The organism is Xanthobacter nonsaccharivorans (assembly GCF_043194755.2).
GTDB classification, from domain to species: domain Bacteria; phylum Pseudomonadota; class Alphaproteobacteria; order Rhizobiales; family Xanthobacteraceae; genus Xanthobacter; species Xanthobacter autotrophicus_G.
On sequence record NZ_CM195526.1, the window covers coordinates 923802 to 949504 of the forward strand.

Below are 25703 nucleotides of genomic sequence, written 5' to 3' on the forward strand. Positions count from 1 at the left end.
GATGCCTATCGTCCTGAAATTTTTGTACTTATGCTCCAGCCGCGATGCAGCTTACAAGTTCTTTTCCTGCGATGGCTAAGGGCTACCTCACCTGGCCTGCGGGGCGCTCGCGGGCATTTTCCAGGAAGGCGCGCGGTTCATGAAGACCATCCTCCTCACCGCGTGCCTCGTGCTCCTGTTCGGTGTTCTGTTCGGCTTCAGCACCGCGTCCATCGCCGGCGTGGTGGACGCCATCGCCGCGGACTTCTCCCTGTCCACCCGCGCCACCGAAATGGTGGTCACGGCTCTGCTGCTCGGCTGCTTCGCGGGAGCGGCGGCCGCCGCTCCGGTTTCCCAGCGAATCGGCCGCCGGCCGTCCTGCCTGGTGGCGGCGTGCCTTGCCGCGCTCGGATATGCGCTGGTGCCCGGCGGGCAGATGCTGGCGCCGGGAGCGGGCACGCTGGCGGCGGCGCGCATCCTCATCGGGCTCGGCGTCGGCCTGTCGTCCATGGTCGTGCCCATGTATGCGGCGGAGGTGACACCGGCCCGCCACCGGGGGGCGGTGGTGTCCCTGTTCCAGCTGGCGATCACCATCGGCATCCTCGTCGGTTACGCCGTGCCCCTGGCCCTCACCGGCCTTGTCTCCTGGCAGGGGATGCTGGCATCGGGCCTGCTCATGGCCGCGGCGTGCGCGGCATCCGTGCTGCTGCTGCCAGAGAGCCCGCGCTGGCTGAAGGCGCGCGGTCAGGCGGCGCAGGCACAGGCGGCGGCCGAAGTGCTCGGCATTACCAGCGAAATGTCGGAGGAGCCGGTGGCGGAGGGCGACTGGCGGGCGGCGCTCCGGCAGGGCAGCACGGTGGCGGTGCTGGCCCTGTGCAGCGCGCTCTTCATCCTCCAGAACTTCTCCGGCATCGACGGCATCCTCTATTACGCCCCGCGCATATTCACCGAGCTGGGATTCCCCCAGGGCACCGCTGCCCTTGCCGCCACCTTCGGGCTCGGGCTCGTGAACGTGCTCGCCACGGTTGCGGCCTTGCTGCTCGTGGACCGACTCGGCCGCCGGCCCCTGCTCATCGCAGGTTCCGCGGCCATGGCGGCAAGCCTTGCGGCGGTCATCGCCGCCTCCCTGGCGGACTGGCCCTTCGTCGCCCTCGGCGGGTTCTGCTTCTACATCGTCGCCTTCGCCCTGAGCCTCGGGCCCTTGCCCTATGTGCTCATGTCGGAGCTGTTCCCGACCGCCGTCCGCGAGCGCGGCATTGCCGTTGCGTCCGCCACCAGCTGGCTGTTCAACGGCATTGTGGCGGGGACCTTCCTGTCGGTGGTGCAGGGGATCGGCCTCGCGGCCACCATCGGCATCTTCTTTGCGGTGTGCGTGATCTCGCTGGCGGTCGCTGTCCTGTTCGTGCCGGAGACACGCCGGGTGGAACTCGAGGCCATCGAGGCCGACGTGCTCGCCGGCCGCCCGCTCCGAGAGCTGGGCATGGAGGCCTGACGGGGTATTCCGATCTGCAACGAAAGTTTAGGCTCGTCTTGGCCGTAGCCGCTCGCTTCCGCTTTCGCGGACGGGCTATGATCGAGCCGGATTGCCTTCGGGCGTGGTCACTCGGGAGTTGAAATGGGTGCACTCCTCCGCGCGCAGGGCTTGCGCCGCTGGCTTGTGTTCCTCTTGGCCTGGGTCGTGCTCGCAGGCGCGGGCGTCGTGGACCTGCTCGCGGGCGTCGTGGCGTCAGGGCTTGCGGCGTGCCTCAGTCTCCATCTCCTTCCGCCTTCCCACAGCCGGCTGAACCTCGCGGCGCTGCCGGAATTCTGCGGTCGCTTCGCCGCCCGTGCGCTGCTCGCCGGCGTGGATGCGGCGCGCAGGGCCCTTTCCTCCCCGCTGCGCCTGCAGCCCGGTATTCTCCCTGTCTCCTGCGCCGTCCCCGAAGGCGCGGGGCGCGATTTGTTCCGCACCCTGTCGAGCCTTCAGCCCGGCACGCTGCCGCTGCCGGGCGGCGTGGGCCACATGAGGGTGCATTGCCTCGACACGAGGGAGCCGGTGGCGGCGAGCCTCGATGCGGATGCCCGGGCCTTCCTCACCGTGACCGACCGCCATGGCTGACGGGATCTTCGCTGCCGCCGGCCTCCTGCTGCTGATGACGGCAGCCGGCCTTGCCGCCTTGTGGCGCCGAGGAAATCTCCATCGCATGCTGGCGGTGCAACTCGTGGGCTCGGCCGGCTGCGCGGTGCTGCTGCTCCTGTCCGTGGCGATGGGGGATGACGCTATCCTTGACGTGGCGCTGCTCCTCGCCTTGCTCGCGGCCTTCGCCGTGTCGGCCTTTGCCGCCTCCGCATCTGGCGCGCATGGGCGGGGGGAGGGTGGCGCAAGCGCCACGTCAGAGCCGTGAGGGCGGAGCCATGAGCCTGGTGGCGGATATCTTCACCGGCCTCGCCGTGGGCGCCGGGCTCTGTCTCTTTGCCGCCGGCACGCTCGGCCTGCTGCGCTTTCCGGATGCTCTGTCGCGCATCCACGCTCTGGCCAAGGCGGACAATGTAGGGCTGGCGCTGATCGCCATCGGCCTCCTGCCCCAGGCGATGAGCGTCCTCGGCGGACTGAAGATGATCGCCGTGTGGCTGCTCGCCCAGCTTGCCTCCGGCGCGGTGGCCCAGGTGCTGGGCGCTGCGGCCGAAGAGAAGGGCCCGGCCGCCGGCGAGAGGGAGGCGTCGTGAGCCTCGTCTTTGACGCGCTGCTCGGCGGGCTCGTGCTCGCGGCGGCCTGGCGGGTGGTGGCGACCCCGGCGCCGCAGGCGTCCGTCATCGCCTTCATCGGCTATGGCCTTCTGCTCGGCCTCGCCTGGGTGCGCCTCGCGGCGGTGGACGTGGCGCTGACGGAAGTCGCGGTGGGCAGTGGCATTTCCGGCCTCGTTCTGCTGCGGGCGGCGGCCGGGGAGGTGCGCGCGGCGCCGGCGGGGCCGGGCATGCGCCTTGTGGCGGCCCTGCTGTCGCTGGCGGTGACCGGCGGGATCGCGGCCGTGGTCCTCGCCTTGCCGGATCCGGCACCGACCCTTGCGCCCGATGTGGCGGCGCGCCTGCCCGAAACGGACCTCGGCAATCCGGTGACAGGGGTGCTCATCGTCTTCCGCGCGCTCGACACGCTGCTCGAGACGGTGGTGCTGCTCCTCGCCCTTATCGGCGTCTGGGCGCTCTCGAAGGATCGGGACTGGCAGGCGCCGCCCGCCGCGCTCTGGCCGGGGGCGGCGGTGCCGGTGGTCTTCCTTGCCCGTGTCCTGGCGCCCATCGGCCTGCTGGTCGGGCTCTACATGTTCTGGGCGGGCGCGGACAAGCCGGGCGGCGCCTTCCAGGGTGGCGCCGTGCTTGCCGCCATGTGGCTGCTGCTGGTGATGGCGCAGCGCGCGACGCTGCCCCCGGCCAGAAGCCGGCGCCTGCGGGCTCTGGTGCTGGCGGGGCCGTTCGCCTTCCTCGCCACAGGCTTCCTCGGCTGGGCCACGGCCGGCGTTTTCCTGGGCTATCCGCCCGGCCTCGAAAAGCCGGTGATCATCGCGGTGGAAGTCGCCATCACCCTGTCCATTGCGGTCACCCTGGGGCTCGTCGTGCTCGGCCCTCCGGCGGAGGGCGGGAGATCATGACGGAGGCGACGATTTTCGCGCTGGCAGGCGCGGGGCTGGTGGGGCTTGGCCTCTACGGACTGATCACCGCCGGAGGCGCGCTGGGACGGGTGCTGGGCTTCAACATCCTCGGCAGCGGCGTCTTCCTCATCTTCGGCGCGGTGGCGCGGCGGGGGGCGGGGGCGGGCTTTCCAGGGGATCCGGTGCCGCAGGCCCTCGTGATCACCGGCATCGTCGTCGCCTTCTGCGCGACGGCGCTGGCGGTGGCGCTGCTCCTGCGCCTCGCCGATGCCGATGACGCCCAAGCCACGGACCGCCGGACGGAGGACGAGGCATGAGCACCCTCGCCCTGGCCGGAGGCGGCCTTTCCGGCGCGCTGCTCGTGCTGGCGGTGACGTTGCCGCTCGTGGGGCTGGTGCCTCTGTTCCTGTGCGAACGCAGGATCGGCGAGCGCTCGGCGCTCGCGTTGCTTGGGATCAATGTCGCGATCGCGGTCGCCATCGTCATCCGGGTGGCGGAGGGAGGGCGCGCGCTCGCCTCCTTCATCGGCGGATGGGCGCCTCCCCTCGGAGTGGGGCTGCGGGCCGATGGCTTTTCCGCCGCCATGATCGGCATGGCGGCGCTGGTGCTGTTCCTCACCGGCATCTTCGCCATGACGGCGCGCGACGATGTCCAGCCCATGCCGCGCGCGCTGCTGCTGCTCCTGTGCCTCGCGGCGGCGCTGAACCTCGCCTTCCTGGCGCAGGATCTTTTCACGCTCTACGTGGCGTTGGAGCTTTTGACCTTCGCGGCGGTGCCCCTTGTCTGCCTCGACGGAAAGAAGGGGCAGGTCTCCGCCGCCCTCACCTATTTGCTCTATGCCCTGTTCGGCTCGGTGCTTTATCTGCTTGGCGCGGTGCTGATCTACGGCCTGTTCGGCACGCTCGACATGGCCCTGGTGGCGGCGCGCGCGGCGAAGGCGCCGGGCGGGGCGGCCTTTCCCGCCGCATTGGCGCTGATGAGCGCGGGGCTGATGGCCAAGGCCGCGCTCTTTCCGCTCCACCTGTGGCTTCCGCCCGCCCATTCCGGCGCGCCGCCGGCGGCGAGCGCGGTGCTCTCCGCCGTGGTGATCAAGGCGCCTCTGTTCCTCCTGGTGCGCCTGTGGGCGGATGTGGCGCCGCCTCCTCTGGTGGACGCGGCGGCGCCGGTGCTGGCCGCGTGCGGGGCAGGGGCGATCCTCTTCTGCGGTGTCCTTGCCCTCGCGCAGGAGCGGCTGAAGCTGCTGATCGCCTATTCCACCGCGGCGCAGATCGGTTATCTCGCGCTCATGTTTCCCCTGGCGGCGGCGGGCGCCGACAGCCAGTGGGGCGCGCTTGCCTGGACCGGCGGCACGCTGCATCTCGTCTCCCACGCCTTCTCCAAGGCTGCCATGTTTCTGGCGGCAGGGCTGATGGCCGAGACGATGGGCCATGACAGGATCTCCGGGCTGGGCGGTGCCGCGCGCCTTGCGCCGGTGAGCCTTGCGGCCTTCGGGCTCGGCGGCCTGTCGCTGATGGGGCTGCCGCCGTCCGGAGGCTTCATCGCCAAGGTGATGCTGTTGACCTCGGCCGTGCAGCAGGGGGCGTGGTGGATCGGCCTCGTCATCCTCCTCGGCGGTCTCCTCGCCGGAGGCTACGTGCTCAAGGTGGTGGTGATCGCCCTGCGGCGGCCGGATGAGGCGCTGCCGGAGCGGCGGGAATGCCGCTGGCGCGCGGGCGTTGCGCTGGCCTTGGCGCTCGGCGCGGTGCTGCTGGGCCTTCTGCCCCTGTCTCCCCTCGGCTTTCTGGCCGTTGGCCGGCCCCTCTCGTGGGAGGGGCTATCCCTCGCGGGGGTGGCGCCATGAACTGGCAGGAACAGGCGCTCACGCCTTTCCGCATCCTGCGGTTTGCCGGGGAGCTGGTGGGGTATCCCGATGTCCTGCTCCTGGCGAGCGTGGCCGTGCCGCTGGTGCTCGGCCTCCTCGCGGTGCTGCCCGGCGTGCGCCGGCATTCGCCAGACCTCGCCATCCTCGCGCCGCTGCCGGCGCTGATAGCGGCGCTGCTTGTGCCGCGCGGCACGGCGGTGCTCGCGGCCCCGGACCCGCTGCGCTTCACCCTCTCCCTCGACACATCGGGGGCCCTGCTGCTGGGGGGAGCGGCGGTGCTGTGGCTGACTGCCAGCCTCTATGCCGCAGCCTATTTGCGCAAGGATCCGGCCCGTGGCGCCTTCGGCGCGTGGTGGCTGCTCACCATGGCCGGCTCCTTCGCGGTGTTCCTGGTGGCGGACGTGGCGAGCTTCTACCTCGCTTATGCGCTGGTGAGCTTCTCTGCCTTCGGCCTCGCCGCCCATGACGACACCCCGGAGGCGCGGCGCGCCGGCAATATCTATCTTGCCCTCACGGTGCTGGGCGAGGCCTTCCTCATCGCCGGTTTCGTGATGCTCGCCTCCGGCGCGCCGGAGGCGAACCCGCTCATCCGCGATGCGGTGGCGGCGCTGCCCGCCTCGCCGTGGAAGGGTGTCATCGTGCTCCTGCTTCTCCTCGGCTTCGCGCTGAAGATGGGCCTGTTCCCGCTGCATTTCTGGATGCCGCTCGCCCATGCGGTGGCGCCGGTCCCCGGGTCTGCGGCTCTGTCGGGCATCGTGGTGAAGGCAGGGGTCATCGGGCTGATCCGCTTCCTGCCGCAGGGTGTGCCCCTGCCGGACTGGGGAGGCGTGCTCACCGTGGCCGGGCTGTTCACCGCCTATTACGGCATCGCCATCGGCCTCACGCAGCACCATCCCAAGCGGGCCCTCGCTTATTCCACGGTGAGCCAGATGGGCGTGGTCGCGGCGGTGCTGGGGGCCGGGCTCTCGGCCGGCGCAGCCGCGGCCTTCCCGCTCGCGGCCTTCTATGCCGTCAACCACATGTTGCTGAAGGGCGCCATGTTCCTCGCCGTCGGCATCGCCATGACGCGCAGGCGCGAGGCGGCACGGGGGATCCTGGCCGTCGCCGCCCTGCTGGGGCTGAGCCTCGCGGGCCTGCCCTTCACCGGCGGGGCGCTCGCCAAATATGCCGTCAAGGATGTTGCCGGATCGGGGACGGCAGGCCTGCTGCTGACGCTTTCGGCGGCCGGCACGACCTTGCTGATGGCCCGCTACGTGCTGCTGCTGGCGCGCGCGGCGGGGGGTAAGGAGGCACCCCGCGGCCTCCTCGGTCCGTGGGCGTGGCTGTCGTTCGCGGCGCTGGCGGCGCCGTTCGCGCTGTTCGCGCCGGTCACCGGAACGCCGCTGTCCTCTGCCTTTGCGGCGGATGCGCTGCTGAAGGGCGCCTGGCCGGTGGCCCTCGGGCTCGGCGCCGCCGTGCTGCTCTTCCGGGTGGCGCCCCGTGTTCCGGAGGTGCCTGCCGGCGATATCGTGGTCCTTGCCGGTCCATGCGGCAGGCTCACCGCAAAGGCAATCGCGGCTGTCGTCGTCGCGGATGGGTGGCTGCGCCGCTGGCCGGTCGCGGGCGCGGGCGTGGTGATGCTGGCCGTGTGGCTCTTCCTCTCCATGGAGGGGGCGGGCTGGCCGCTCGGGCGGTAAATTGATGCCGTATCGCACCTGCGAGCAATCGGCGCTTTGCCCTCCCCCTTCGCTGGTCACGGTTGAATGCCTTGGCTATACACACCGATACGAGACCGTGAAGAAAAGGAGCCGGACGTGGCTGTCGTGATGGATCGGACACGCAAGGTTGCTCCCCCGGCCGCGCGGCGCGCGGCATGGCCGGCCCTCGTCACCTGCACCGCGCTGCTTCTTGCGGCCTGTGGCGAGAAGCAGGAGGCCAAGGCGCCGGAGCCACGGCCGGTGCGCACGGTGCTCGCCTCCAGCCGGGTGGCGAACGATGCGGTGACCCTCACCGGCACGGTGGAGGCGCAGAACGAGGCGACCTACGGCTTCCGCATCGGCGGCCGCATCATCGAGCGGCTGGTGAACGTGGGCGACCAGGTGAAGCCCGGCCAGGTGCTGGCGCGGCTCGATCCGCAGGACGAGCAGAATGCCGTGCGCTCGGCGCAGGCGGCGCTTTCGGCGGCCAATGCCAACCTCACCCAGACCCGCAACCAGTATGAGCGCCAGCGCCAGCTTCTCGCCCGCGGCTTCACGCCCCGCGCGCAGTATGAGCAGGCCGAGCAGGCCTTCCTCAACGCCCGCTCCCAGGTGGAGGATGCCGAGGCGCGGCTCCAGATGGCGCAGGACCGGCTCGGCTTCACTGACCTGAAGGCGGATTCCGCCGGCGTGGTCACCCGCCGCCGGGCAGAGCCGGGCGAGGTGGTGCAGGCCGGCCAGGCCATCGTCGAGGTGGCGCGGCAGGATGGCCGGGATGCGGTCTTCGACGTGCCGGCGCAGTTGCTTGCCGCCGTGCCCGCCGACCCCGTGGTGGAGGTGGCGCTGGCGAGCGATCCTTCCGTCAAGGCCACGGGCCGGGTGCGCGAGGTGGCGCCGCAGGCGGACCCCGTGACCCGCACCTTCCGCGTGCGCGTCGGCCTCATCGACGCGCCGGAGGCGCTGCGCCTCGGCACCACGGTGACCGGGCGCGTGGTGGTGGACAATGGTCCGGTCATCGAAATTCCTGCCTCCGCGCTCACGCGGCTCAATGATAAGCCGGCGGTGTGGGTGGTGGATGGAAAATCCCTCACGGTGGCGCTGCGGCCCATCGAGGTGCTGCGCTTCTCGCCCTCCACTGTGACCGTGGCGGACGGGCTGAAGCCCTCGGAAATCGTTGTGACGGCAGGTGTCCAGGCGCTTCACCCGGGGCAGAAGGTGCGCCTTCTGGGAGCCCAGCTGTGAGCGGCTTCAACCTCTCCGCCTGGGCGCTCAAGCACCGCTCCGTCATCATCTATTTCATGGCCATCTCGGTGGTGGCCGGCCTCATGGCCTTCAAGAACCTGGGCCGGGCGGAAGACCCGACCTTCGTGATCAAGACCATGGTGGTGCAGGCGAATTGGCCCGGCGCCACGCTGGAGGAGACGTTTCGCCAGGTGAGCGAGCGCCTGGAGCGCAAGCTCCAGGAAGTGCCGAAGCTCGACTACCTGGAGAGCTACACAAAGCCTGGCGTGACAACGATTTTCGTGCATCTGAAGGGTTCGGCCGCCGCCGCCGAGGTGCCCGACATCTGGTACCATGTCAGAAAGAGCATCGGCGACATCCGCCATACCTTGCCGCAAGGTATCGTGGGACCGTTTTTCAATGACGAATTCGGCGACACCTTCGGCATCATCTACGGGTTCACATCAGACGGCTTCACCCATCGCGAGCTGCGCGACTATGTGGAGGAGGTGCGCTCGCAGCTGCTGCATGTGCCCGACGTCTCCAAGATCGAGATCCTCGGCGCGCAGGACGAGCGCATCTTCATCGAGTTCTCCATGCAGGAACTGGCAAGCCTCGGCATAGACCGGGCCGCCGTGCTTGCAGCGCTGCAAAGCCAGAACATCGTGCGCCCGTCCGGGGAGATCCAGACGGCCAAGGAGAACCTCTCCATCCGGGTGTCCGGCGCCTTCACCTCGGAAGCTGATATCGCCAAGGTCAACTTCGTCGTGTCAGGCCGGCTCATCCGGCTGGCCGATATCGCCACCATCCGGCGCGGATATGCCGATCCGCCCCAGCCCATGTTCCGGGTGAACGGCAAGGACGCCATCGGGCTCGCCATCGCCATGCGCGACGGCGGCGACATCCTCGCCATGGGCCAGAAGATCGACCGGGCGATGAACGGCATCATCGCCAACCTGCCAGTGGGCATCGAGGCGCACCTGGTGGCCGACCAGGCGGTGACGGTGAAGGGAGCCATCTCCGAGTTCATGGAGAGCCTGTGGCAGGCGGTGGGCATCATCCTCGTGGTGTCGTTCATCGCCCTCGGGGTGCGGGCCGGGGCCATCGTGGCGCTGGCGATCCCGCTGACGCTGGCCATCGTGTTCGCGCTCATGCAGATCGCGCACATCGACATGCAGCGCATCTCGCTGGGCGCGCTCATCATCGCTCTGGCGCTCATGGTGGACGACGCCATGACCACCACGGATGCCACCTTGACCCGGCTGGCCGCCGGGGACGACAAGATCACGGCCGCCTCCTATGCCTTCAAGGCCTATGCGGCCGCCATGCTGGCGGGCACGCTGGTGACGGTGGCGGGCTTCGTGCCGGTGGGCTTCGCGGCCTCCTCGGCGGGCGAATACACCTTCACCCTGTTCGCCGTGGTGGGCATCGCCCTGCTGGTGTCCTGGATCGTGGCGGTGCTGTTCGCCCCGCTGCTCCAGGTGCTGATCCTGAAGGCCCCGCCCAGGGACAAGGTGCCGGACCCGGATGCCCCGCCCACGGGCGTCATGGGGATGTACCGGAACTTCCTGGTGCTGTGCCTGCGCCTGCGCTGGGTGACCATCGCCGTCACCCTCGGCCTGTTCGTGCTCTCGGTGCTGGCGCTGCCGCTCATTCCGCGCCAGTTCTTCCCCTCGTCCGACCGGCCGGAGCTGCTGGTGGACCTCGCCTCGCCGCAGAACGCTTCCATCTACGCCTCGGAGGCGGTGGCCCAGGCGTTCGACAAGGTGCTGTCCGGCGACAAGGACGTGGACCGCTGGTCCACCTATGTGGGCCGCGGCGCCATCCGCTTCTACCTGCCCCTGGACGTGCAGTTGCCCAACGACTTCTTCGCCCAGACGGTGATCGTGGCGAAGGACGTGGCGGCGCGCGAGCGGTTGCAGGCGAAGCTGGAGAAGGTGCTGGCGGAGGAGTTCCCGCAGCTCGTCTCCCGCATCTCGCCGCTGGAGCTGGGACCGCCGGTGGGCTGGCCGGTGCAGTATCGCGTCTCGGGGCCGGACATCGAGAAGGTCCGCGCCATCGCCTTCGACCTCGCCCGGACCATCGCCGCCAATCCGGACGCGGAGAAGGTCAATTACAACTGGATCGAGCCGGACCGTCAGGTGCGCATCAAGGTGGACCAGGACGAGGCACGCCTGCTCGGCCTGTCCACCGCCCAGCTCGCCGGCGTGCTCAACACCGTGCTGTCCGGCCAGCCGGTGACGCAGGTGCGCGACGACATCTACCTCGTCAACGTGGTGGCCCGCGCCACCGACGAGGAGCGCGTCTCGCTCGCGACCCTTTCCACCCTCCAGGTGCCGATCCCCGGCGGGCGCACCGTGCCGCTCTCCCAGATCGCCACCTTCGACTACGGCCAGGACTATCCCGCCATCTGGCGGCGTGACCGGGTGCCGACCCTCACCGTCCAGGCGGACGTCCGGCGCGGCGTGCTGCCCGAGGGCGTGGTGGAGGCGCTGGAGCCGAAAATCGAGGCGCTGAACAGGAGCCTGCCGCCGGGCTATGCCATCCATGTGGGCGGCACGGTGGAAGAGAGCGCGGCCTCCCTTGCCTCGGTGGTGGCCGTGGTGCCGGTGATGCTGCTGCTCATGTTCACCGTGCTCATGTTCGAGCTGAAGAGCTTCCAGCGCCTCGTCATCGTGCTGTCGGTGGCGCCGCTGGGCCTCATCGGCGTGGTGGCGGCGCTGCTCGCCTCGGGCCGGCCGCTGGGCTTCGTCGCCATTCTCGGCGTGCTGGCGCTCATCGGCATGATCACCAAGAACGCGGTCATCCTCATCGGCCAGATCGAGGCTGACCGCGCCGCCGGCAAGAGCGTGTGGGATGCGGTGGTGCACGCCTCCTCCATCCGCTTCCGGCCCATCATGCTCACCGCGGTGTCCACCGTGCTCGGCATGATCCCCATCGCCCCCACCGTGTTCTGGGGGCCCATGGCCTTCGCCATCATGGGCGGGCTTCTGGTGGGCACGCTGCTCACCCTCATCTTCCTGCCGGCGCTCTATGTGGCCTGGTTCGGTCCCGATACCGGGCCGGATGCCGCGCCGGCCGGGGGCAAGATCGCGCCGGCCACCTAGGGTCCGCGCCGGTCTGATCGCATCGCGATCAGGCCGGATCGCGCTCTGGGGCTGAACGTCGGGCGCGGCGCCCGGCGTTCGGGCAAGGACCGGTGACAAGGGGAGGTTCCGTCGCGCCATCCGGCGGTGAGGGGTTTCGCGGTCGTGGCCGCGCACAGGGGAACTGCAGATGGAACGTGAACCGGTACTTGTCGATCTCGCGCTGCAGGGCGGCGGCTCCCACGGGGCGTTCACCTGGGGCGTGCTGGACCGCCTGCTGGAGGAGAGCTGGCTCGAGATCGAGGGTGTCTCCGGCACCTCCGCCGGCGCCATGAACGCGGCCGTGCTGGCGGACGGCTATGCCGCCGGCGGCCGGGAGGGCGCCCGCGCGGCGCTCGCCAGCTACTGGAGCCATGTGTCGGAGGCCGCGCGCTACAGCCCCTTCCAGCGCTCGCCCCTCGACAAGATGATGGGCCGCTGGAACCTCGACACGGCGCCCGGCTACCTGTTCATGGACTTCATGACGCGGCTGATGTCGCCCTACCAGTACAACCCCATGGGCACCAATGCGCTGGCGCCCATCCTCGACAAGCAGATCGACTTCGAGCGCCTGCGCAACTCGCCGGTCAAGGTGTTCATCACCGCCACCAACGTGCGCACCGGCCGGCCGCGGGTGTTCCGCAACGCCGACATCACGCCCGAGGCGCTGATGGCCTCGGCCTGCCTGCCCACCCTGTTCCAGGCGGTGGAGATCGACGGCGAGGCCTATTGGGACGGCGGCTATTCGGGCAATCCCACCCTCGCCCCGCTGGTGAGCGAGCTGGTCTCCGACGACACCATCCTCATCCCCATCAACCCGCTGGAGCGGCCGGGCACGCCCAAGACCCCGGCGGAAATCCTCAACCGCCTCAACGAGGTGTCGTTCAACTCGGTGGCGGTGAAGGAGCTCTACATGATGGCGCTGCTGCAGCGCCACGCCGCCGAGCTCTCCGGCGACACGGAAGCCTGCAACTGGGCGCGCATGCGCGTGCACATCGTGCGCAATCCCATCATGGCGACGCTGGGCTTCTCCTCCAAGCTCAATGCGGAATGGGAGTTCCTCACCATGCTGAAGGATGAGGGCCGCAAGGCCGCGCAGCTGTTCCTGGACGACCACGGCCACGACATCGGCAAGGCCTCCACCGTGAATTTCGACCAACTGCTGACGGAGCTTTGAGCCATGGGCCTCATCGGCATTCTGGTCGGCCTTGCCGTCCTCATCTTCCTGGCCTTCCGGGGCTCCTCCATCCTCATCCTCGCGCCCATCGCCGGGCTGATCGCGGCCGCCTTCTCCGGCGAGCCGCTGCTGGCGAGCTGGACGCAGACCTTCATGCGCAACGCGGCGGACTTCGTCGCGCAGTTCTTCCCCCTGTTCCTGCTCGGCGCCCTGTTCGGCAAGCTGATGGAGGATTCCGGCTCGGTCACCTCCATCGCCGACTACATGACGAAGAAGCTCGGCGCGGAGCGGGCCATCCTCGCGGTGGTGCTGGCGGGCGCCATCGTCACCTATGGCGGCGTTTCCCTGTTCGTCGCCTTCTTCGTGCTGGCGCCCATGGGCATCGCCTTGTTCCGCTCGGCGGGGGTGCCGCGCCGGCTGATGCCGGCGGCCATCGCGCTCGGCACCTCCACCTTCACCATGTCGGCCATGCCCGGCACGCCCTCCATCCAGAACGCCATCCCCATGCCCTTCTTCGGCACCACGCCGTTCGCGGCGCCGGGGCTCGGCATCATCGCCTCCCTCATCATGCTGGCCTTCGGCATGTGGTGGCTGAAGCGGCGTGAAAGCAGCGCACGGGCGGCGGGCGAGGGCTTCGGCGCCATCACCGAGCCGGCGGAGGAATCCGCCGAGGAGGCCGCCGAGAATCCCATCGTGCGCGAGCGCGCCACCACCGCCGGCCCGTTCGACCCGGCCGAGATCCACCGCAGCGAGGCGGCGGCGAAGAACCCGCCCATCCTGCTGGCGGCGCTGCCCATCGTGGTGGTGATCGTGGTCAACCTCCTCATGTCCTTCGCCATCCTGCCGCGCATGGACACCTCCTTCCTGGCGAAGCCGGAATGGGGCGGCGTCGGCCTGTCGGCGGTGGGCGGCGTGTGGAGCGTGATCGTGGCGCTGACCGCCGCCATCATCGCCGTCATCGCCATCAACTTCCGCTCGGTGCCGGAGCTGCGGGCGACCATGACCGCCGGCGCCAACGCCTCGGTGCTGCCGATCCTGTCGGTGGCGAGCCTGGTGGGCTTCGGCGCCATCGTCGCGGCGCTGCCGGCGTTTGCCGACGTGCGCGACTGGGTGCTGGGCATCGGCGGCGGGCCGCTGGTGTCGCTGGCGGTGGCCACCAACATCCTCGCCGCCCTCACCGGCTCGGCCTCCGGCGGCCTCACCATCGCCCTCGATGCGCTCGGCCCCACCTACATGAAGATCGCCGCCGAGATCGGCATGGACCCGGCCCTCATGCACCGCGTCGCGGTGATCGGCTCCGGCACGCTGGACAGCCTGCCCCACAACGGCGCGGTGGTGACGCTGCTCTCCGTCTGCGGCGTGACGCACAAGGAAGGCTATCTCGACATCGTCATGGCGGCAGTGGTGGGGGCGCTCGTCGCGCTGGCGGCGGTGATCGTGCTCGGCACGCTGGCGGGGAGCTTCTGATGCCGGCGGTGTTCCAGGCGGGCGGGCTCCTCAGCTTCACCATCGCCATCCTGGTCTACTTCCTCGGCGCCGGGCTCAATGGCGTCATCGCTCCGCTCCGGCGCTGGAACATCCCGGAAGCCGTCACCGGCGGCATGCTGGCGGCGCTGGCCACCCTCGTCGCCTACCGGGTGTTCGGCCTCGCCATCTCGTTCGACCTCGACGCGCGGGACATGCTGCTGCTCTATTTCTTCACGGGCATCGGCCTCAACGCGCGGCTCTCGGACCTCGCCACCGGCGGCAAGCCGCTGGCCATCCTGCTGCTGCTGACGGTGACCTACCTCGCCGTGCAGAATTTGGTGGCGGTGGGCGGAGCGGCGGCCCTCGACCTCCCGAAGGGCATCGCCCCGCTGCTCGGCTCGGTGTCGCTGGTGGGCGGGCATGGCACCACCATCGCCTGGGCGCCGCTCATCGCCGACCGTTTCGCCCTGCCCAACGCGCTGGAGGTGGGCATCGCCAGCGCCACCCTCGGCCTCGTCATCGCCAGCCTCGTGGGCGGCCCGGTGGCGGGCATCCTCATCAGCCGCTTCAAGCTCAAGAGCGACCAGATCCTGCCCCCCATGGTGGGCCTGCCCGACGACGACGTGGGGCCGGACGCGGGCAAGGTCACCTACCGCAACATCCTGAGCGCGCTGCTGGTGCTCAACATCGTCATTCTGGTCGCCTATTCGCTGGAAGGGGCGGTGGAGAAGACCGGCATCAAGCTGCCGCTGTTCGTGGTGTGCATGCTGGTGGCCATCGTCATCACCAACACCGTGCCCGTCGCGCTGAAGACCGTGCCCTGGCCCGCCCGCACCCCGGCGCTGGCACTGATCTCCGATCTGTCGCTGAAGATCTTCCTCGCCATGTCGCTGATGAGCATGCAGCTGTGGACGCTGGGCGGCCTCGGCCCGGCCCTGGCCCTGGTGCTGGGCCTGCAGACGCTGGTGGCGGTGGCCTACATCCTGTTCGTCGTCTTCCCCGCCATGGGACGCGACTACCAGGCCGCGGTGCTCGCCGCGGGCTTCACCGGCATCAGCCTCGGGGCGACGCCCACCGCCATCGCCAACATGACGGCGGTGACGCGCACCCACGGGCCGGCGCCCCTGGCCTTCATCATCCTGCCCCTGGTGTCGGCCTTCTTCATCGACATCGCCAATGCCCTCGCCATCGGCTTCATGATCCGCTAGGGCGCGATCCGGTCAGATCGGCGCGTGCTCCAAGGGGGCGCGGCAGGCCGGAGGGGGCGAGACAGGCCGGGCGGGCTCAGTTCGCCGTCGAGCAGCTCGCGGCGTCGAGCTGCTTGCGCACCAGCTCGCGCATGCCGCGCGCGCGGACGAAGGCGCGCACTGCCACGATGCCCTCCTGCGAGGGGGATTCGATGACCAGCCGGTCGGCGGCGGTGATCTCCTCGTCCTCCGGCAAAGCGGCCTTCTGGCTGGGGGTCATGAGGTCGAGCTCGATCACCTTGCCCGCCGCCTGGTCGCTCAGCGCATAGAAGGCGAGGCCCTCCGCCGTGTAGAAGGAGACGGAGGTATAGTCCGACGTCGCCGGCACGCGCACCTTCAGCGGCCCTTCCGAGAGATCGTAGAGGCATACGGCCGAGACGAAGGCCGGATCCATCATGGGCAGCGCCGCTTCCTGCGGGGTCGCGTCGGGCAGCATGACGAGCACGTTGGAATCGGTCCGCTCGGACAGGCGGGCGTAGGCGTTGCGCTCCGCCAGCGCCGGCATGGCGAGGATGGAGACGATGTGGGCGATGGCCGCCAGCACCAGGGTGAACGCCGCCGCCAGCAGCACGCCCGCCGGCGAGCCGAGGCGCGGGCGCGACAGGCGGGGCAGGGCGGGGCGCGGCATCTGCCGCAGCAGGCGCCGCAGCCGTCCGGCGAGGCCGAGGGCCTCCTCGCGCAGCTCGTCGAGGGCCGTCACAGGCACGCCTCCCGCTTGATGCGCGGCAGCACGGCGGCGTCCGCGGTGGAGGAGGTGAAGGAGAACGGCGCGTCGTAGAGGCGCAGCGCCACCTTCAGCCGGGGCCGGGCACCGGTGGGCAGCCAGTTGCCGGGCCGGGCGCGCGGCGAGAGCTTGACGTCGATGCTGCCGTCGTCGCGATAGACCAGCTCCGCGCTGGTGAAGCCGTAGCGGCCGGCGTCGTTGGGAATGAGATGGCCGTCCTGGTCCATGACCGTCAGCGTCCACAGGCGCGCCTGCGGCAGCAGGCCGACGATGTGCGTCTCGCACCGCCCGTCGATGGGGGCGCCGGAATCATCCGTGGTGGCGAGGAAGAGCAGGCCGTCCGCCAGCTCCAGCGGCAGCTCGCCGGAGCGGGCGAAGGCGGCGCGGGCATAGGGGTCGGCCTTCACCGTGCCGGCGCGCGGCCAGCCTTCCCATGCGCCGGCGCGCACCACGTCGAGCCCCCGCGAGTGGGTGACGGAGAACCAGGTGACGCCGAGCCCCAATATGGTGGCGACCAGCAGCGTGAAGGCGAGAGGCAGGAGGCGCACGGCACGTCCAAGGCTGTTCGCCTTCTTCTAGATCACATTGGCGGCGCGGGCAAAGGTGCCCGCCGCCTCCTCACGCCGGCGGATGCACCACGAGGCGGTCGAGGAGCGCGCGACCTTCGTCGGAGAGGGGCATGGGCCGCCGCGTTTCGGTGTCGAACAACACCAGCACCGTCTCGGCGGTGGCGGTGCACCGCTCGCCCTGGAAGATCGCCTGCACCAGGGTGATGGAGCTTCGGCCTACCGAGAGCACGCCGGTGCCGATGTGCGCCTCGCCGGGCCAGAACATCTCCGCCCGATAATCGATCACCAGGCGGGCGAGCACGAAGCTGGCGCTCTCCGGGGCGACATGGCCCGCCTCGTTCCAGAGCAGGCGGGTGCGGCCCGTCTCCAAGAAGGTGGAGAAGACGGCGTTGTTCACATGGCCGATCTTGTCGGTGTCGCCGTAGCGGATGGTGTCCATCGCCTTGACGGGGAAATCGTCGAGGCGTGGCAGCGGCGGTTTCTCGCGGGCGGACATCAGCCGCGGGCTCCCAGCGCTCGCCAGCCGATGTCGTTGCGGTAGAAGCCGTCGGGCCAGTCGATCCGCGCGATGGCGGCATAGGCGCGCTCGCGCGCCTCGCCCAGCGTCGCCCCGGTGGCGGTGACGTTCAGCACCCGCCCGCCGTTGGAGACGAGGTCGGCGCCCTTGCGGCGGGTGCCGGCCTGGAAGACGAGCACGCCGTCCGCCTCGGCGGCTTCCTTGATGCCGGAGATGCGCGTGCCGGTCTGGTGCGGGCCGGGATAGCCACGGCTCGCATAGACCACGGTCATGGCCGCGTCGGCGGACCAGCGCGGCGTCACCTCGGCAAGGCGGCCGGTGGCGGTGGCGTGGAGCACCTCCACCAGGTCGCCGGCGAAGCGGGGCATCAGCACCTGGCACTCGGGGTCGCCGAAGCGGCAGTTGTATTCCACCAGCTTCGGGCCCTCGGCGGTAAGCATCAGGCCGGCATAGAGCACCCCGCGATAGGGCGTGCCGGCCCGCGCCATGGCGCGGGCGGTGGGAATGAGGATTTCCTCGATGGCGCGGCGCTCCAGCTCCGGCGTCAGCACCGGGGCGGGGGAATAGGCGCCCATGCCGCCGGTGTTGGGGCCGAGGTCGCCGTCATAGGCGCGCTTGTGGTCCTGGGCGCTGCCGAAGGCCACCACCGTCTCGCCGTCCACCAAGGCGAAGAGGCTCGCCTCCTCGCCTTCCATGAATTCCTCGATGAGCACCTCGGTGCCGCCGCCGGCGAACACCTGCTCCACCGCCTCGATGGCGTCCTCCACCGTGAGCGCCACCACCACGCCCTTGCCGGCCATGAGGCCGTCCGCCTTCACCACGATGGGCGCACCCTCGGCGCGCACATAAGCGGCGGCCTCGGCGACATTCTCGAAGCGGGCGAAGGCGGCGGTGGGAATGGCGTTGGCCTTGCACAATTCCTTGGTGAAGAGCTTGGAGCCCTCCAGCCGGGCGGCGGCGGCGGTGGGGCCGAAGGCCGGGATGCCGGCCGCCTCCAGCCGGTCCACGAGGCCGGCCACCAGCGGCGCCTCGGGGCCCACCACCACGAAGTCGATGAAATGGTCGAGGCACCACTTCAGGATGCTGTCGTGCGCGGACAGCGGGATGCCTTCGATCAGCTCCGCATGCTCGGCGATGCCGGGGTTGCCGGGTATGACGTAGAACTGGTCCAGCTTGGGGCTCTGTGCCAGCTTCCACGCAAGGGCGTGCTCGCGCCCTCCCGAACCGAGCAGCAGGATGTTCATGAGGCCTCCCCGACTTGTCTTGTCCCTTTCGCCTATCGGCTCGGAGCCGCGCAAACAAGAGGCCCGGCCCTGCGCTCGCCGCATGGGGGCGCTTCCCGTTATGCTGTTTACTTGAGCAAGCCCCAGGGCCGATTCGATGGTAGAGCCGCAAGAACCCCGTGCAAATGCACCTGAATGGAGCGTTTCCGAGCTCTCCGCCGCGCTGCGGCGGACGGTGGAGGACGCCTACGGGCACGTGCGGGTGCGCGGGGAAATTTCCGGCTACCGCGGGCCGCATGCCTCCGGCCACGCTTATTTCAGCCTGAAGGATGCCGGCGCCCGGCTCGATGCGGTGATCTGGAAGGGCACCTTCCAGCGCCTCCGGCTGCGTCCGGAGGAGGGGCTGGAGGTGGTGGCGATCGGCCGGCTCACCACCTATCCGGGAAAATCCGGCTACCAGATCGTCATCGAGGCGCTGGAGTTCGCCGGCGCCGGCGCCATCATGGCCATGCTGGAGGAGCGCAAGCGGCGCCTGGCGGCCGAAGGTCTGTTCGATCCGGCGCGCAAGGTGGCGCTGCCCTTCCTGCCGCAGGTGGTCGGTGTCGTCACCTCGCCCACCGGGGCGGTGATCCGCGACATCCTCCATCGTCTTTCCGACCGCTTCCCCCGCCGGGTGCTGGTGTGGCCCGTGCGGGTGCAGGGGGAGACGTCGGCCGCCGAGGTCGCGGCGGCCATCCGCGGCTTCAACGCCTTGCCGGAGGGCGGCCCCATTCCCCGCCCGGACGTGATCGTGGTGGCGCGCGGCGGCGGTGCGCTGGAGGACCTGCTCGGCTTCTCCGAGGAGAGCGTGGTGCGCGCGGCGGCGGAGAGCGATATTCCGCTGGTGGCCGCCGTCGGCCACGAGACGGACGTGACCCTCATCGATTTCGCCGCCGACGTGCGCGCGCCCACCCCCACGGCCGCTGCGGAAATGGTGGTGCCGGTGCGCTCGGACCTCATCGCGACGGTGGAGGACCTGGGCGCCCGCCTCGCGGCCGCACCGCTGCGGCTGCTGGAGCGGCGGCGGGCGGACCTGCGTGCGTATGCCCGCCTGCTGCCCTCGCCGGAGAGCCTGTTCGCCGTGCCGCGCCAGCGCCTCGACGTGGCGGGGGAGCGGCTGCCCCGGGCGCTGAAAGCCAACGCCGCCGCCCACCGCCTTGCATTGGTGCGGGCCTCGACCCGGCTCTCGCCCGAGGCCCTGCGGCTGCGCATCGGCCGCGGGAGCGAGCGGGTGGAGGGGCTGGGCGACCGGCTGCGCCGGGCTCACCAGGTGGCGATGGATCGGCGCGCCGCGCGGCTGGCCGCCATGGAGCAATTGCTCAGGGCCCTGTCCTATCGCGAGGTTCTGAGCCGCGGCTTCGCTCTGGTCCGCGATGGCGCCGGAATGGCGGTGCGCCGCGCGGCCGGCATCGCGCCGGGCGCCGCCCTCGACCTGGAATTCGCCGACGGTCACGTGGCCGTGCAGGCCGGTGGGCCGTCGGATGCGGTTCCCCCTGCGGCCCCTCCCGCGCCCCGCGCCCGCCCCGCTCCGCGCCGCAGCCGGAAGGCGGAGGAGGGGCCGACCCTCTTCGATCCGTGACAGGGCGCCCCTTCCGCCTTGCTGCATCAGGGGTTATCCTCCGGCAAACGATCTTTAGGACATTTACGGCGGTGATGAATCGATTCGAACGCTTCCCCGAGCCCCATGGCGAGGCGGAGGTCCGCTACCTCGACGGGGAATTCCGTATCCTGCGCCCCGGCGGCTTCGTGCGCTGCGCCGTGACCGGCCAGCCGATCCCGCTCGATGAGCTGCGGTATTGGAGTGTTGACCTTCAGGAGGCCTATCTCGACCCCGAGGCGGTGCTGACGCGCGTGCGGGAGCAGGCCGCCAAAGGCAACGGCTGACGACGGCCGAGGCCGTCCGGTCGCGTTGCTCGCCCCGTGACTTGCAAATTGCCCTTGCGTAAGTGGCGCTAGCCCGCCGCCCGTTCGGCGCAGCGCGCCTGCGCCAGCCCGATGAGGGCCTGGAACCCGTCCGGCGGATCGAGGCGCAGGGTCACCGGCAGGGCCGCGATCTGCCCGCGCAGGCCGGCGAAGGCCGGACCGGTGAGCCGCGCGAGGTCCTTTTCCGTCGTCACCAGCTTGAATCCGCGCTGCGCCGCTTCCCGCGCCAGGGTCTCGATCTCCGCCGGCGCATAGGGATGGTGGTCCGGGAAGGCCCGCGCCTCCGCCACCTCCAGCCCCTGCGCCCTGAGGGTGGCGAAGACCTTGTCCGGCCGGCCGATGCCGGCGAAGGCCAGGAGCCGGGCGCCCCTCAGGGCCTCCACCGCGACGGGATCGGGCACGAGGGTGCCGCGCAGCACCGTCCGCCCGGCCGCCGCGGCGGCCGTCGCGATGGCGTCCCCCGCGGCACCTTCCCCCACCAGCAGCACCGCATCCGCCCGCGCCAGCTGCGGTGCGAGGGGGGCACGCAGGGGCCCGGCGGGGGTGACGCAGCCATTGCCCACGCCCACCGCCGCATCCACCACTAGCAGGGACGCGTCCTTGTGGAGCGAGGGGTTCTGGAAGCCGTCGTCCATGACGATGTGGGTCGCCCCCTCCGCCACCGCGAGGCGGGCGCCGCCCAGGCGATCGCCGCCGGCGACGATGGTGGGCGCGTGGCGGGCGAGCAGCAGGGCCTCGTCCCCCACCTCCGCCGCGGCGTGGCGGGCGCCGTCCACCCTTTGGGGCGCCGTGACCCTGCCGCCATGGCCCCGCAGCAGAGCGAAGGGCTGCGCGCCCTGTGCCTTCAGTTGCGTGAGGACGGCGATGGCGGTGGGCGTCTTGCCCGCGCCGCCCACGGTGGGGTTGCCGATGCAGATCACCGGCACCGGCACCCGTCCCCCCGGCTTGCCCATGCGGCCGAGGGCGACGGCGCCGACCACGGCGCCGACCGGGGAGAGCAGGGCCGAGGCGAGGCCCGGCGGGCGCCACCAGAAGCCTGGTGCCGCGCGCATCAGCGCCTCTGCAGCCGGATCTGGATGAGATAGGGCTCGATGGCGGCCAGCGTCCGGTCGAGGGCGCCGCCCAGCGCCGTCACCGTGGCGTAAGCGGAATCGATGGTGTGGCCGCGCAGCTCCTCGTCCTTCTGCAGGGCATAGACCGCGCGGGCGAGGCCCAGGGCATCGCCGATGACGAAGGCGCCTTCCTCCGCGTCCAGCCGCTCGTAGGTGTCGGAGAAGTTCCACACGTGCGGGCCGTGCAGCACCGCGGAGCCGAGCTTGGCCGGCTCGATGGGGTTCTGCCCGCCGTGCTCCACCAGGGAGCCGCCCATGAAGACGATGGGCGCGAGGCGGTAGAACAGGCCCAACTCGCCGATGGTGTCGGCCACGTAGACGTCGGTCTCGCGGTCCGGCAGCTCGCCGAGGCTGCGCTGGCGGGTGTTGAGGTCGCCGGACTGGGCAAGGGCGGCCACCTCCTCGCCCCGCTCGGGATGGCGCGGGGCGATGATGGTGAGGAGGTCCGGGATCTTGGACACGAGCATCTCGTGCGCCTCGATCACCATCTCCTCCTCCCCCTCGTGGGTGGAGGCGGCGAGCAGCACCGGCCGCTTGCCGATGGCGCGGGACAGGCGCTGGAGATCGGCGGGATCGGCGCCGGGGGGCGGCGTGTCGAACTTCAGGTTGCCGCTGACCTCCACCCGATGGGTGCCAAGGCCGCGGAAGCGGCCGGCGTCCTCCTCGCTCTGGGCGAGGCACAGATCGACGCGGGAAAGCAAGGCCCGCGCGCTCTTGGGCAGCTTGCCCCAGCGCCGGGCGGAGCGCTCGGAGAGGCGCGCGTTCACCAGCACCACCGGGGTGCCGCGCCGCCCGAGCTCGGCGATCAGGTTCGGCCACAGCTCGGATTCGGCGATGAGCACCAGCTCCGGCTCCCAGTGGTCGAGGAAGCGGGCCATGAAGCCGCGGGCATCCAGCGGCACGAACTGGTGGATCACGCCGGGCGGGGCGCGGCGCTCGGCCACCCGGCTGGAGGTGAGCGTGCCGGAGGTGAGCAGCACGCGGAAGCCGCGCGCGTCCAGCCGCTCGATGAGGGGGAGGACGGAGATCACCTCGCCCACGCTCGCCCCGTGCACCCAGACGAGCGGGCCGTCCGGACGGTCCACGCTGGCGCGGCCGCGCCGCTCGGCGAGGCGGGCGGGATCCTCCTTGCCCTTGCGCACCCGGTAGGAGAGCCAGGCGGGGGCAAGAAGGGCGGCCGCGGAGCTGGCGCCGCGGTACAGACGCAGGGTGAGCGGCAGGGCGCGTCCCCTCATGCGTCCCTCAGCCCCGCGAGGGTCTCGGCGCGGGCGGTCACCGCCTCGAGACGGGACTGGAGCAGGTCGCGGGCGGCCAGCAGGCCGGCCTCGTCCACGTCGCGGGCGACGAACACGGGCTCGCCCACCACCGCGGCGCCCCGGCCGAGCGGCAGGTTGAGGCTGGCGCGGTCCCAGCTCTTCAGGGTGATGCGGTTGCGGGTGGCCATGGCGAGCGGGATGATAGGCCGTCCTGAATACCGTGCAATGGTAACGACGCCCAGTCCCACCTTGCGGGCGATCTTCGGCACGTCGGCCGTCATGGCGACGTTCACCCCTTCCTTCAGCGCGTCGAGCATCTGGTAGGTGGCGGAGACCGCGCCCTTGCGGTGGAAGTCGCGCGCCGAGGTGGCCCCCGACCCGCGGATGGTGCCCACCCCGAGCTTTTCGGCGGCGATGGCGTTGATCTCCGCGTCCGCGTGGCGGGAGATGAGCACCTTCGCCTTGTGGTGCGGCCGCATGGCGAAGGGGGTGAGAAAGTGCTGGCCGTGCCAGAAGGTCATGATGACCGGCATCTTCTCATCGATGGTGTCGAAGATGTCGGGAGGCTCGACGACGAAGCGCGTGGTCTTCGCCACGAGCTTGAAATAGGACGCGAACGTCGTTCCCGCTGCCACCTGGAAGGCGCGGTTTGTCCTCACTCGCCGCCACATCTCTTCTTCAGCTCTCTTTTGTGCCTGGAGCGTTTCCGAGGGAAGTGCGCACCGGTTCGCGTGAAAGAAAATGCCCCCAGGTCGAATGCCCCGCCCCGCCGCTTCCCCGTAGGACGGCAGGGCGCGGGCCATGTTCCCGGGCGTCAGTCGCCCTGCACCTTGCCGGTCTCCGGATCGAGGAGGCGGTGCAGGTGGACCACGAAATAGCGCACCATCGCGTTGTCCACGGTCTGCTGGGCCTTCGCCTTCCAGGCCGCCGTCGCGGTCGCATAATCGGGATAGATGCCGACGATGTCGAGCTTGGAGAGGTCCTTGAACTCGGCCCCCCCGATGGAGGTCAGCTCGCCGCCGAAGACGAGGTGAGGCAATTGCTTGTGGTTGCTATCGGTCATGGTGTCCCCGAACTGTGGGTGTGGGCCTGAAACTGACGCGCGGCGGACAGGGCCGCAGGATGCAGGGATGCGGCGGAACAGATCAGCGGGGCGTGGCGCGGGTCCGGCGCGTTGTAGCGCAGGAGCGCGCCCTCGCGCGTCGTGAGCCGGCCGCGGGCCTCGTGCACCACGAGGTCGGCCGCCGCCAGATCCCAGTCGTTGCTGTTGCCGCCGGAAAAGGCGATGTCGATTTCCCCCGTGGCCACCCGCGCCAGCCGCAGCGCCAGCGAGCGCACGCGCGGCAGCTTGTGCACCGGGGCGATGTGCGACAGCGCGTCGAGATCGGCCGCCGGCCCGGACACCGCCGCTCCTTCGAGATGGGCACGTGCCCCCGCGGCAAGCGCGGCGCCGTTGCGCCGGGCGCCGCGCCCGTGCACGGCGGTGAACAGCTCGTCGGTCGCCGGGGCGAACAGGGCTGCGGCGACGGGGCGGCCGTCCTCGACCAATGCCACGGATACCGCCCAGTCCGTGCCGCCGGCCATGAAGGCGCGAGTGCCGTCGATGGGGTCCACCACCCACAGCCGCCGGGTCGCGAGCCGTTCCGGCCCGTCCACCGATTCCTCGGACAGCCAGCCGGCCTCGGGATCGAGCGCGGTGAGGTGGGCCTTTAGGTAGCGATCCACCGCCAAGTCCGCCTCGGTGACGGGCGAGTTGTTTCCCTTGGTCCAGGATTTCACGCCGTCGCGGAACATGGCGAGCGCGATCGCCCCTGCGGCCGCCGCCGTCTCGGCGATCTGGCCGGCGAGGGTCTCGGTGACCGTCCGGTTGGGGGCAGGTCCGCCCGCTGCGCTGGTGGTCTCGACGCTCATGCGCTGCCACATAGGGGGGCGCGCGGCGAGAGGCAAGCGCGCCGATGCTGCGGCGCGTCAATCGGTCCGCGCGCCGGTGTTCCGGTCCGTCAGGGCAGGAGCGGCCCGAGGGTGTTGGGGACGATGCTGTCGAGGGCGAGGCCAGCGAACAAAATGAGCCCGGCGTCGCGGTTCGACTTGAAGATGGCGAGGCAGAGCGTCGGATTGTCGATGTCCAGCCGGCGCACCTGCACCATCAGGTGCAGCGCGAAGCCGATGAGCCCCAGCGCCGAGAAGAAGCCGGTCGGCACGGAAAGGAAGGCCGCGCCGAACAGGAACACCACCATGGCGTAGCACAGGGCGATGGCGAGGGGGGTGCTGCGGCCGAACAGCAGCGCGGTGGAGCGCACGCCGACGATGGCGTCGTCCTCCTTGTCCTGGTGGGCATAGATGGTGTCGTAGGCGAACACCCACAGCACGCTGCCGGCGAACAGCAGCAGCGCCGGGTCGGCGATGGTTTCCATCACGCTCGCCCAGCCCATCAGCGCGCCCCAGGAGAAGGCGATGCCGAGGATGAGCTGCGGCACCGAGGTGATGCGCTTCATCAGCGGATACACCGCCACCACGCCCAGGGAGGCGAGGCCGGTGACGATGGCGAAGTGCGGCAGGCTCAGCAGCACGGCGAGGCCGATCAGTGCCTGGAGCACAAGGAAGGCGAAGGCCGCGGGCACGCTCACCTGGCCGCTGGCGATGGGACGGCCGCGGGTGCGGGCCACCTGCCGGTCGATCTTGCGGTCGAGGATGTCGTTCCAGGTGCAGCCCGCTCCGCGCATGGCGACGGCGCCGATGGCGAAGAGAATCAGCAGGGCCGGATCGGGGTAGGGGCTGTCGTCCGCTACGGCGGCCAGCGCCGTGGACCACCAGCAGGGCAGGAGCAGGAGCCAGGAGCCTATCGGCCGGTCGAGCCGCGCGAGGCGCAGATAGGGCCGCAGCCGGGCAGGGGCGAGTCGCTCTACCCAATTACCGTGGGTGGCGTCGGCGATCGGCGGGTCCATGGACCCTTCGTGGGAACTC

Annotated in this window: 25 protein-coding genes; 15 read left to right on the forward strand and 10 right to left on the reverse strand. The window is 70.6% G+C overall.

What is annotated here, in order from left to right:
• Positions 1-139: 139 nt before the first annotated feature.
• The 13 genes from V5F59_RS04210 (at position 140) to gltS (ending at position 15337) form a co-directional block, all read left to right on the forward strand.
• A complete protein-coding gene (locus V5F59_RS04210; RefSeq protein WP_393980245.1) occupies positions 140-1471 on the forward strand; it encodes a sugar porter family MFS transporter in 1332 nt (443 codons plus the stop codon).
• 123 nt (positions 1472-1594) lie between these two features.
• The gene (locus tag V5F59_RS04215; RefSeq protein WP_393980243.1) at positions 1595-2077 is read left to right on the forward strand and encodes a Na+/H+ antiporter subunit E; all 483 of its coding nucleotides are present in this window, start codon (positions 1595-1597) and stop codon (positions 2075-2077) included.
• Complete coding sequence (locus V5F59_RS04220) at positions 2070-2363, forward strand: monovalent cation/H+ antiporter complex subunit F (protein WP_393980241.1); 294 nt, start codon at positions 2070-2072, stop codon at positions 2361-2363. The genes V5F59_RS04215 and V5F59_RS04220 overlap by 8 nt, the downstream gene beginning before the upstream one ends.
• Positions 2364-2373: 10 nt before the next feature.
• A complete protein-coding gene (locus V5F59_RS04225) occupies positions 2374-2685 on the forward strand; it encodes a monovalent cation/H(+) antiporter subunit G (RefSeq protein WP_393980239.1) in 312 nt (103 codons plus the stop codon).
• Positions 2682-3602 (forward strand): MnhB domain-containing protein, encoded by a 921-nt coding sequence (locus V5F59_RS04230; RefSeq protein WP_393980237.1) that lies wholly within the window; start codon positions 2682-2684, stop codon positions 3600-3602. The genes V5F59_RS04225 and V5F59_RS04230 overlap by 4 nt, the downstream gene beginning before the upstream one ends.
• Entirely contained in the window at positions 3599-3919 is a 321-nt protein-coding gene (locus tag V5F59_RS04235; protein WP_393980235.1) for an NADH-quinone oxidoreductase subunit K, read from the forward strand. Before V5F59_RS04230 ends, V5F59_RS04235 begins: the two co-directional genes overlap by 4 nt.
• Positions 3916-5442, forward strand: a complete 1527-nt coding sequence (locus tag V5F59_RS04240) for a complex I subunit 5 family protein (protein WP_393980233.1) — start codon at positions 3916-3918, stop codon at positions 5440-5442. The genes V5F59_RS04235 and V5F59_RS04240 overlap by 4 nt, the downstream gene beginning before the upstream one ends.
• Complete coding sequence (locus V5F59_RS04245; RefSeq protein ID WP_393980231.1) at positions 5439-7139, forward strand: complex I subunit 5 family protein; 1701 nt, start codon at positions 5439-5441, stop codon at positions 7137-7139. The genes V5F59_RS04240 and V5F59_RS04245 overlap by 4 nt, the downstream gene beginning before the upstream one ends.
• Before the next feature lie 117 nt (positions 7140-7256).
• The gene (locus tag V5F59_RS04250) at positions 7257-8381 is read left to right on the forward strand and encodes an efflux RND transporter periplasmic adaptor subunit (protein ID WP_393980229.1); all 1125 of its coding nucleotides are present in this window, start codon (positions 7257-7259) and stop codon (positions 8379-8381) included.
• Positions 8378-11467, forward strand: coding sequence for an efflux RND transporter permease subunit (locus V5F59_RS04255; RefSeq protein ID WP_393980227.1), 3090 nt, complete (start codon positions 8378-8380; stop codon positions 11465-11467). The genes V5F59_RS04250 and V5F59_RS04255 overlap by 4 nt, the downstream gene beginning before the upstream one ends.
• 169 nt (positions 11468-11636) lie before the next feature.
• Positions 11637-12662, forward strand: a complete 1026-nt coding sequence (locus V5F59_RS04260; protein WP_393980225.1) for a patatin-like phospholipase family protein — start codon at positions 11637-11639, stop codon at positions 12660-12662.
• A gap of 3 nt (positions 12663-12665) precedes the next feature.
• A complete protein-coding gene (locus V5F59_RS04265; protein WP_393980223.1) occupies positions 12666-14129 on the forward strand; it encodes a GntP family permease in 1464 nt (487 codons plus the stop codon).
• A complete protein-coding gene (gene gltS / locus V5F59_RS04270; protein WP_393980221.1) occupies positions 14129-15337 on the forward strand; it encodes a sodium/glutamate symporter in 1209 nt (402 codons plus the stop codon). The genes V5F59_RS04265 and gltS overlap by 1 nt, the downstream gene beginning before the upstream one ends.
• Positions 15338-15413: 76 nt before the next feature.
• Here the strand turns inward: gltS and V5F59_RS04275 are convergent, their stop codons facing one another.
• The 4 genes from V5F59_RS04275 to purD form a co-directional block, all read right to left on the reverse strand.
• A complete protein-coding gene (locus V5F59_RS04275; RefSeq protein ID WP_393980438.1) occupies positions 15414-16004 on the reverse strand; it encodes a DUF1254 domain-containing protein in 591 nt (196 codons plus the stop codon).
• Positions 16005-16072: 68 nt separating this feature from the next.
• Positions 16073-16648: a DUF1214 domain-containing protein gene (locus V5F59_RS04280; RefSeq protein WP_393980219.1), complete on the reverse strand. Its 576-nt coding sequence runs from the start codon at positions 16646-16648 to the stop codon at positions 16073-16075.
• A 70-nt stretch (positions 16649-16718) separates the two neighbouring features.
• Positions 16719-17165: an acyl-CoA thioesterase gene (locus tag V5F59_RS04285; protein WP_393980217.1), complete on the reverse strand. Its 447-nt coding sequence runs from the start codon at positions 17163-17165 to the stop codon at positions 16719-16721.
• Positions 17165-18430, reverse strand: a complete 1266-nt coding sequence (gene purD / locus V5F59_RS04290) for a phosphoribosylamine--glycine ligase (RefSeq protein WP_393980215.1) — start codon at positions 18428-18430, stop codon at positions 17165-17167. The genes V5F59_RS04285 and purD overlap by 1 nt, the downstream gene beginning before the upstream one ends.
• Before the next feature lie 136 nt (positions 18431-18566).
• On the opposite strand from purD, the gene xseA reads away from it, so the two are divergent.
• Positions 18567-20027 carry an exodeoxyribonuclease VII large subunit gene (xseA, locus tag V5F59_RS04295; protein ID WP_393980213.1) on the forward strand — a complete coding sequence of 487 codons (1461 nt, stop codon included), beginning with the start codon at positions 18567-18569 and terminating at the stop codon, positions 20025-20027.
• Between the two features lie 74 nt (positions 20028-20101).
• Complete coding sequence (locus V5F59_RS04300) at positions 20102-20332, forward strand: DUF2093 domain-containing protein (protein ID WP_393980211.1); 231 nt, start codon at positions 20102-20104, stop codon at positions 20330-20332.
• A gap of 68 nt (positions 20333-20400) precedes the next feature.
• Here the strand turns inward: V5F59_RS04300 and lpxK are convergent, their stop codons facing one another.
• The 6 genes from lpxK to ubiA form a co-directional block, all read right to left on the reverse strand.
• Positions 20401-21423, reverse strand: a complete 1023-nt coding sequence (gene lpxK / locus V5F59_RS04305; protein ID WP_393980209.1) for a tetraacyldisaccharide 4'-kinase — start codon at positions 21421-21423, stop codon at positions 20401-20403.
• A complete protein-coding gene (locus V5F59_RS04310) occupies positions 21423-22718 on the reverse strand; it encodes a 3-deoxy-D-manno-octulosonic acid transferase (RefSeq protein ID WP_393980207.1) in 1296 nt (431 codons plus the stop codon). The genes lpxK and V5F59_RS04310 overlap by 1 nt, the downstream gene beginning before the upstream one ends.
• The gene (locus V5F59_RS04315) at positions 22715-23398 is read right to left on the reverse strand and encodes a lysophospholipid acyltransferase family protein (protein WP_393980205.1); all 684 of its coding nucleotides are present in this window, start codon (positions 23396-23398) and stop codon (positions 22715-22717) included. Before V5F59_RS04315 ends, V5F59_RS04310 begins: the two co-directional genes overlap by 4 nt.
• A 155-nt stretch (positions 23399-23553) precedes the next feature.
• Complete coding sequence (locus V5F59_RS04320; protein WP_393980203.1) at positions 23554-23802, reverse strand: DUF4170 domain-containing protein; 249 nt, start codon at positions 23800-23802, stop codon at positions 23554-23556.
• Complete coding sequence (locus V5F59_RS04325) at positions 23799-24650, reverse strand: 3'(2'),5'-bisphosphate nucleotidase CysQ (RefSeq protein ID WP_393980201.1); 852 nt, start codon at positions 24648-24650, stop codon at positions 23799-23801. Before V5F59_RS04325 ends, V5F59_RS04320 begins: the two co-directional genes overlap by 4 nt.
• Before the next feature lie 89 nt (positions 24651-24739).
• On the reverse strand, positions 24740-25684 hold the full coding sequence (gene ubiA / locus V5F59_RS04330) for a 4-hydroxybenzoate octaprenyltransferase (protein ID WP_393980199.1): 945 nt from the start codon (positions 25682-25684) through the stop codon (positions 24740-24742).
• Between the last annotated feature and the right edge of the window lie 19 nt (positions 25685-25703).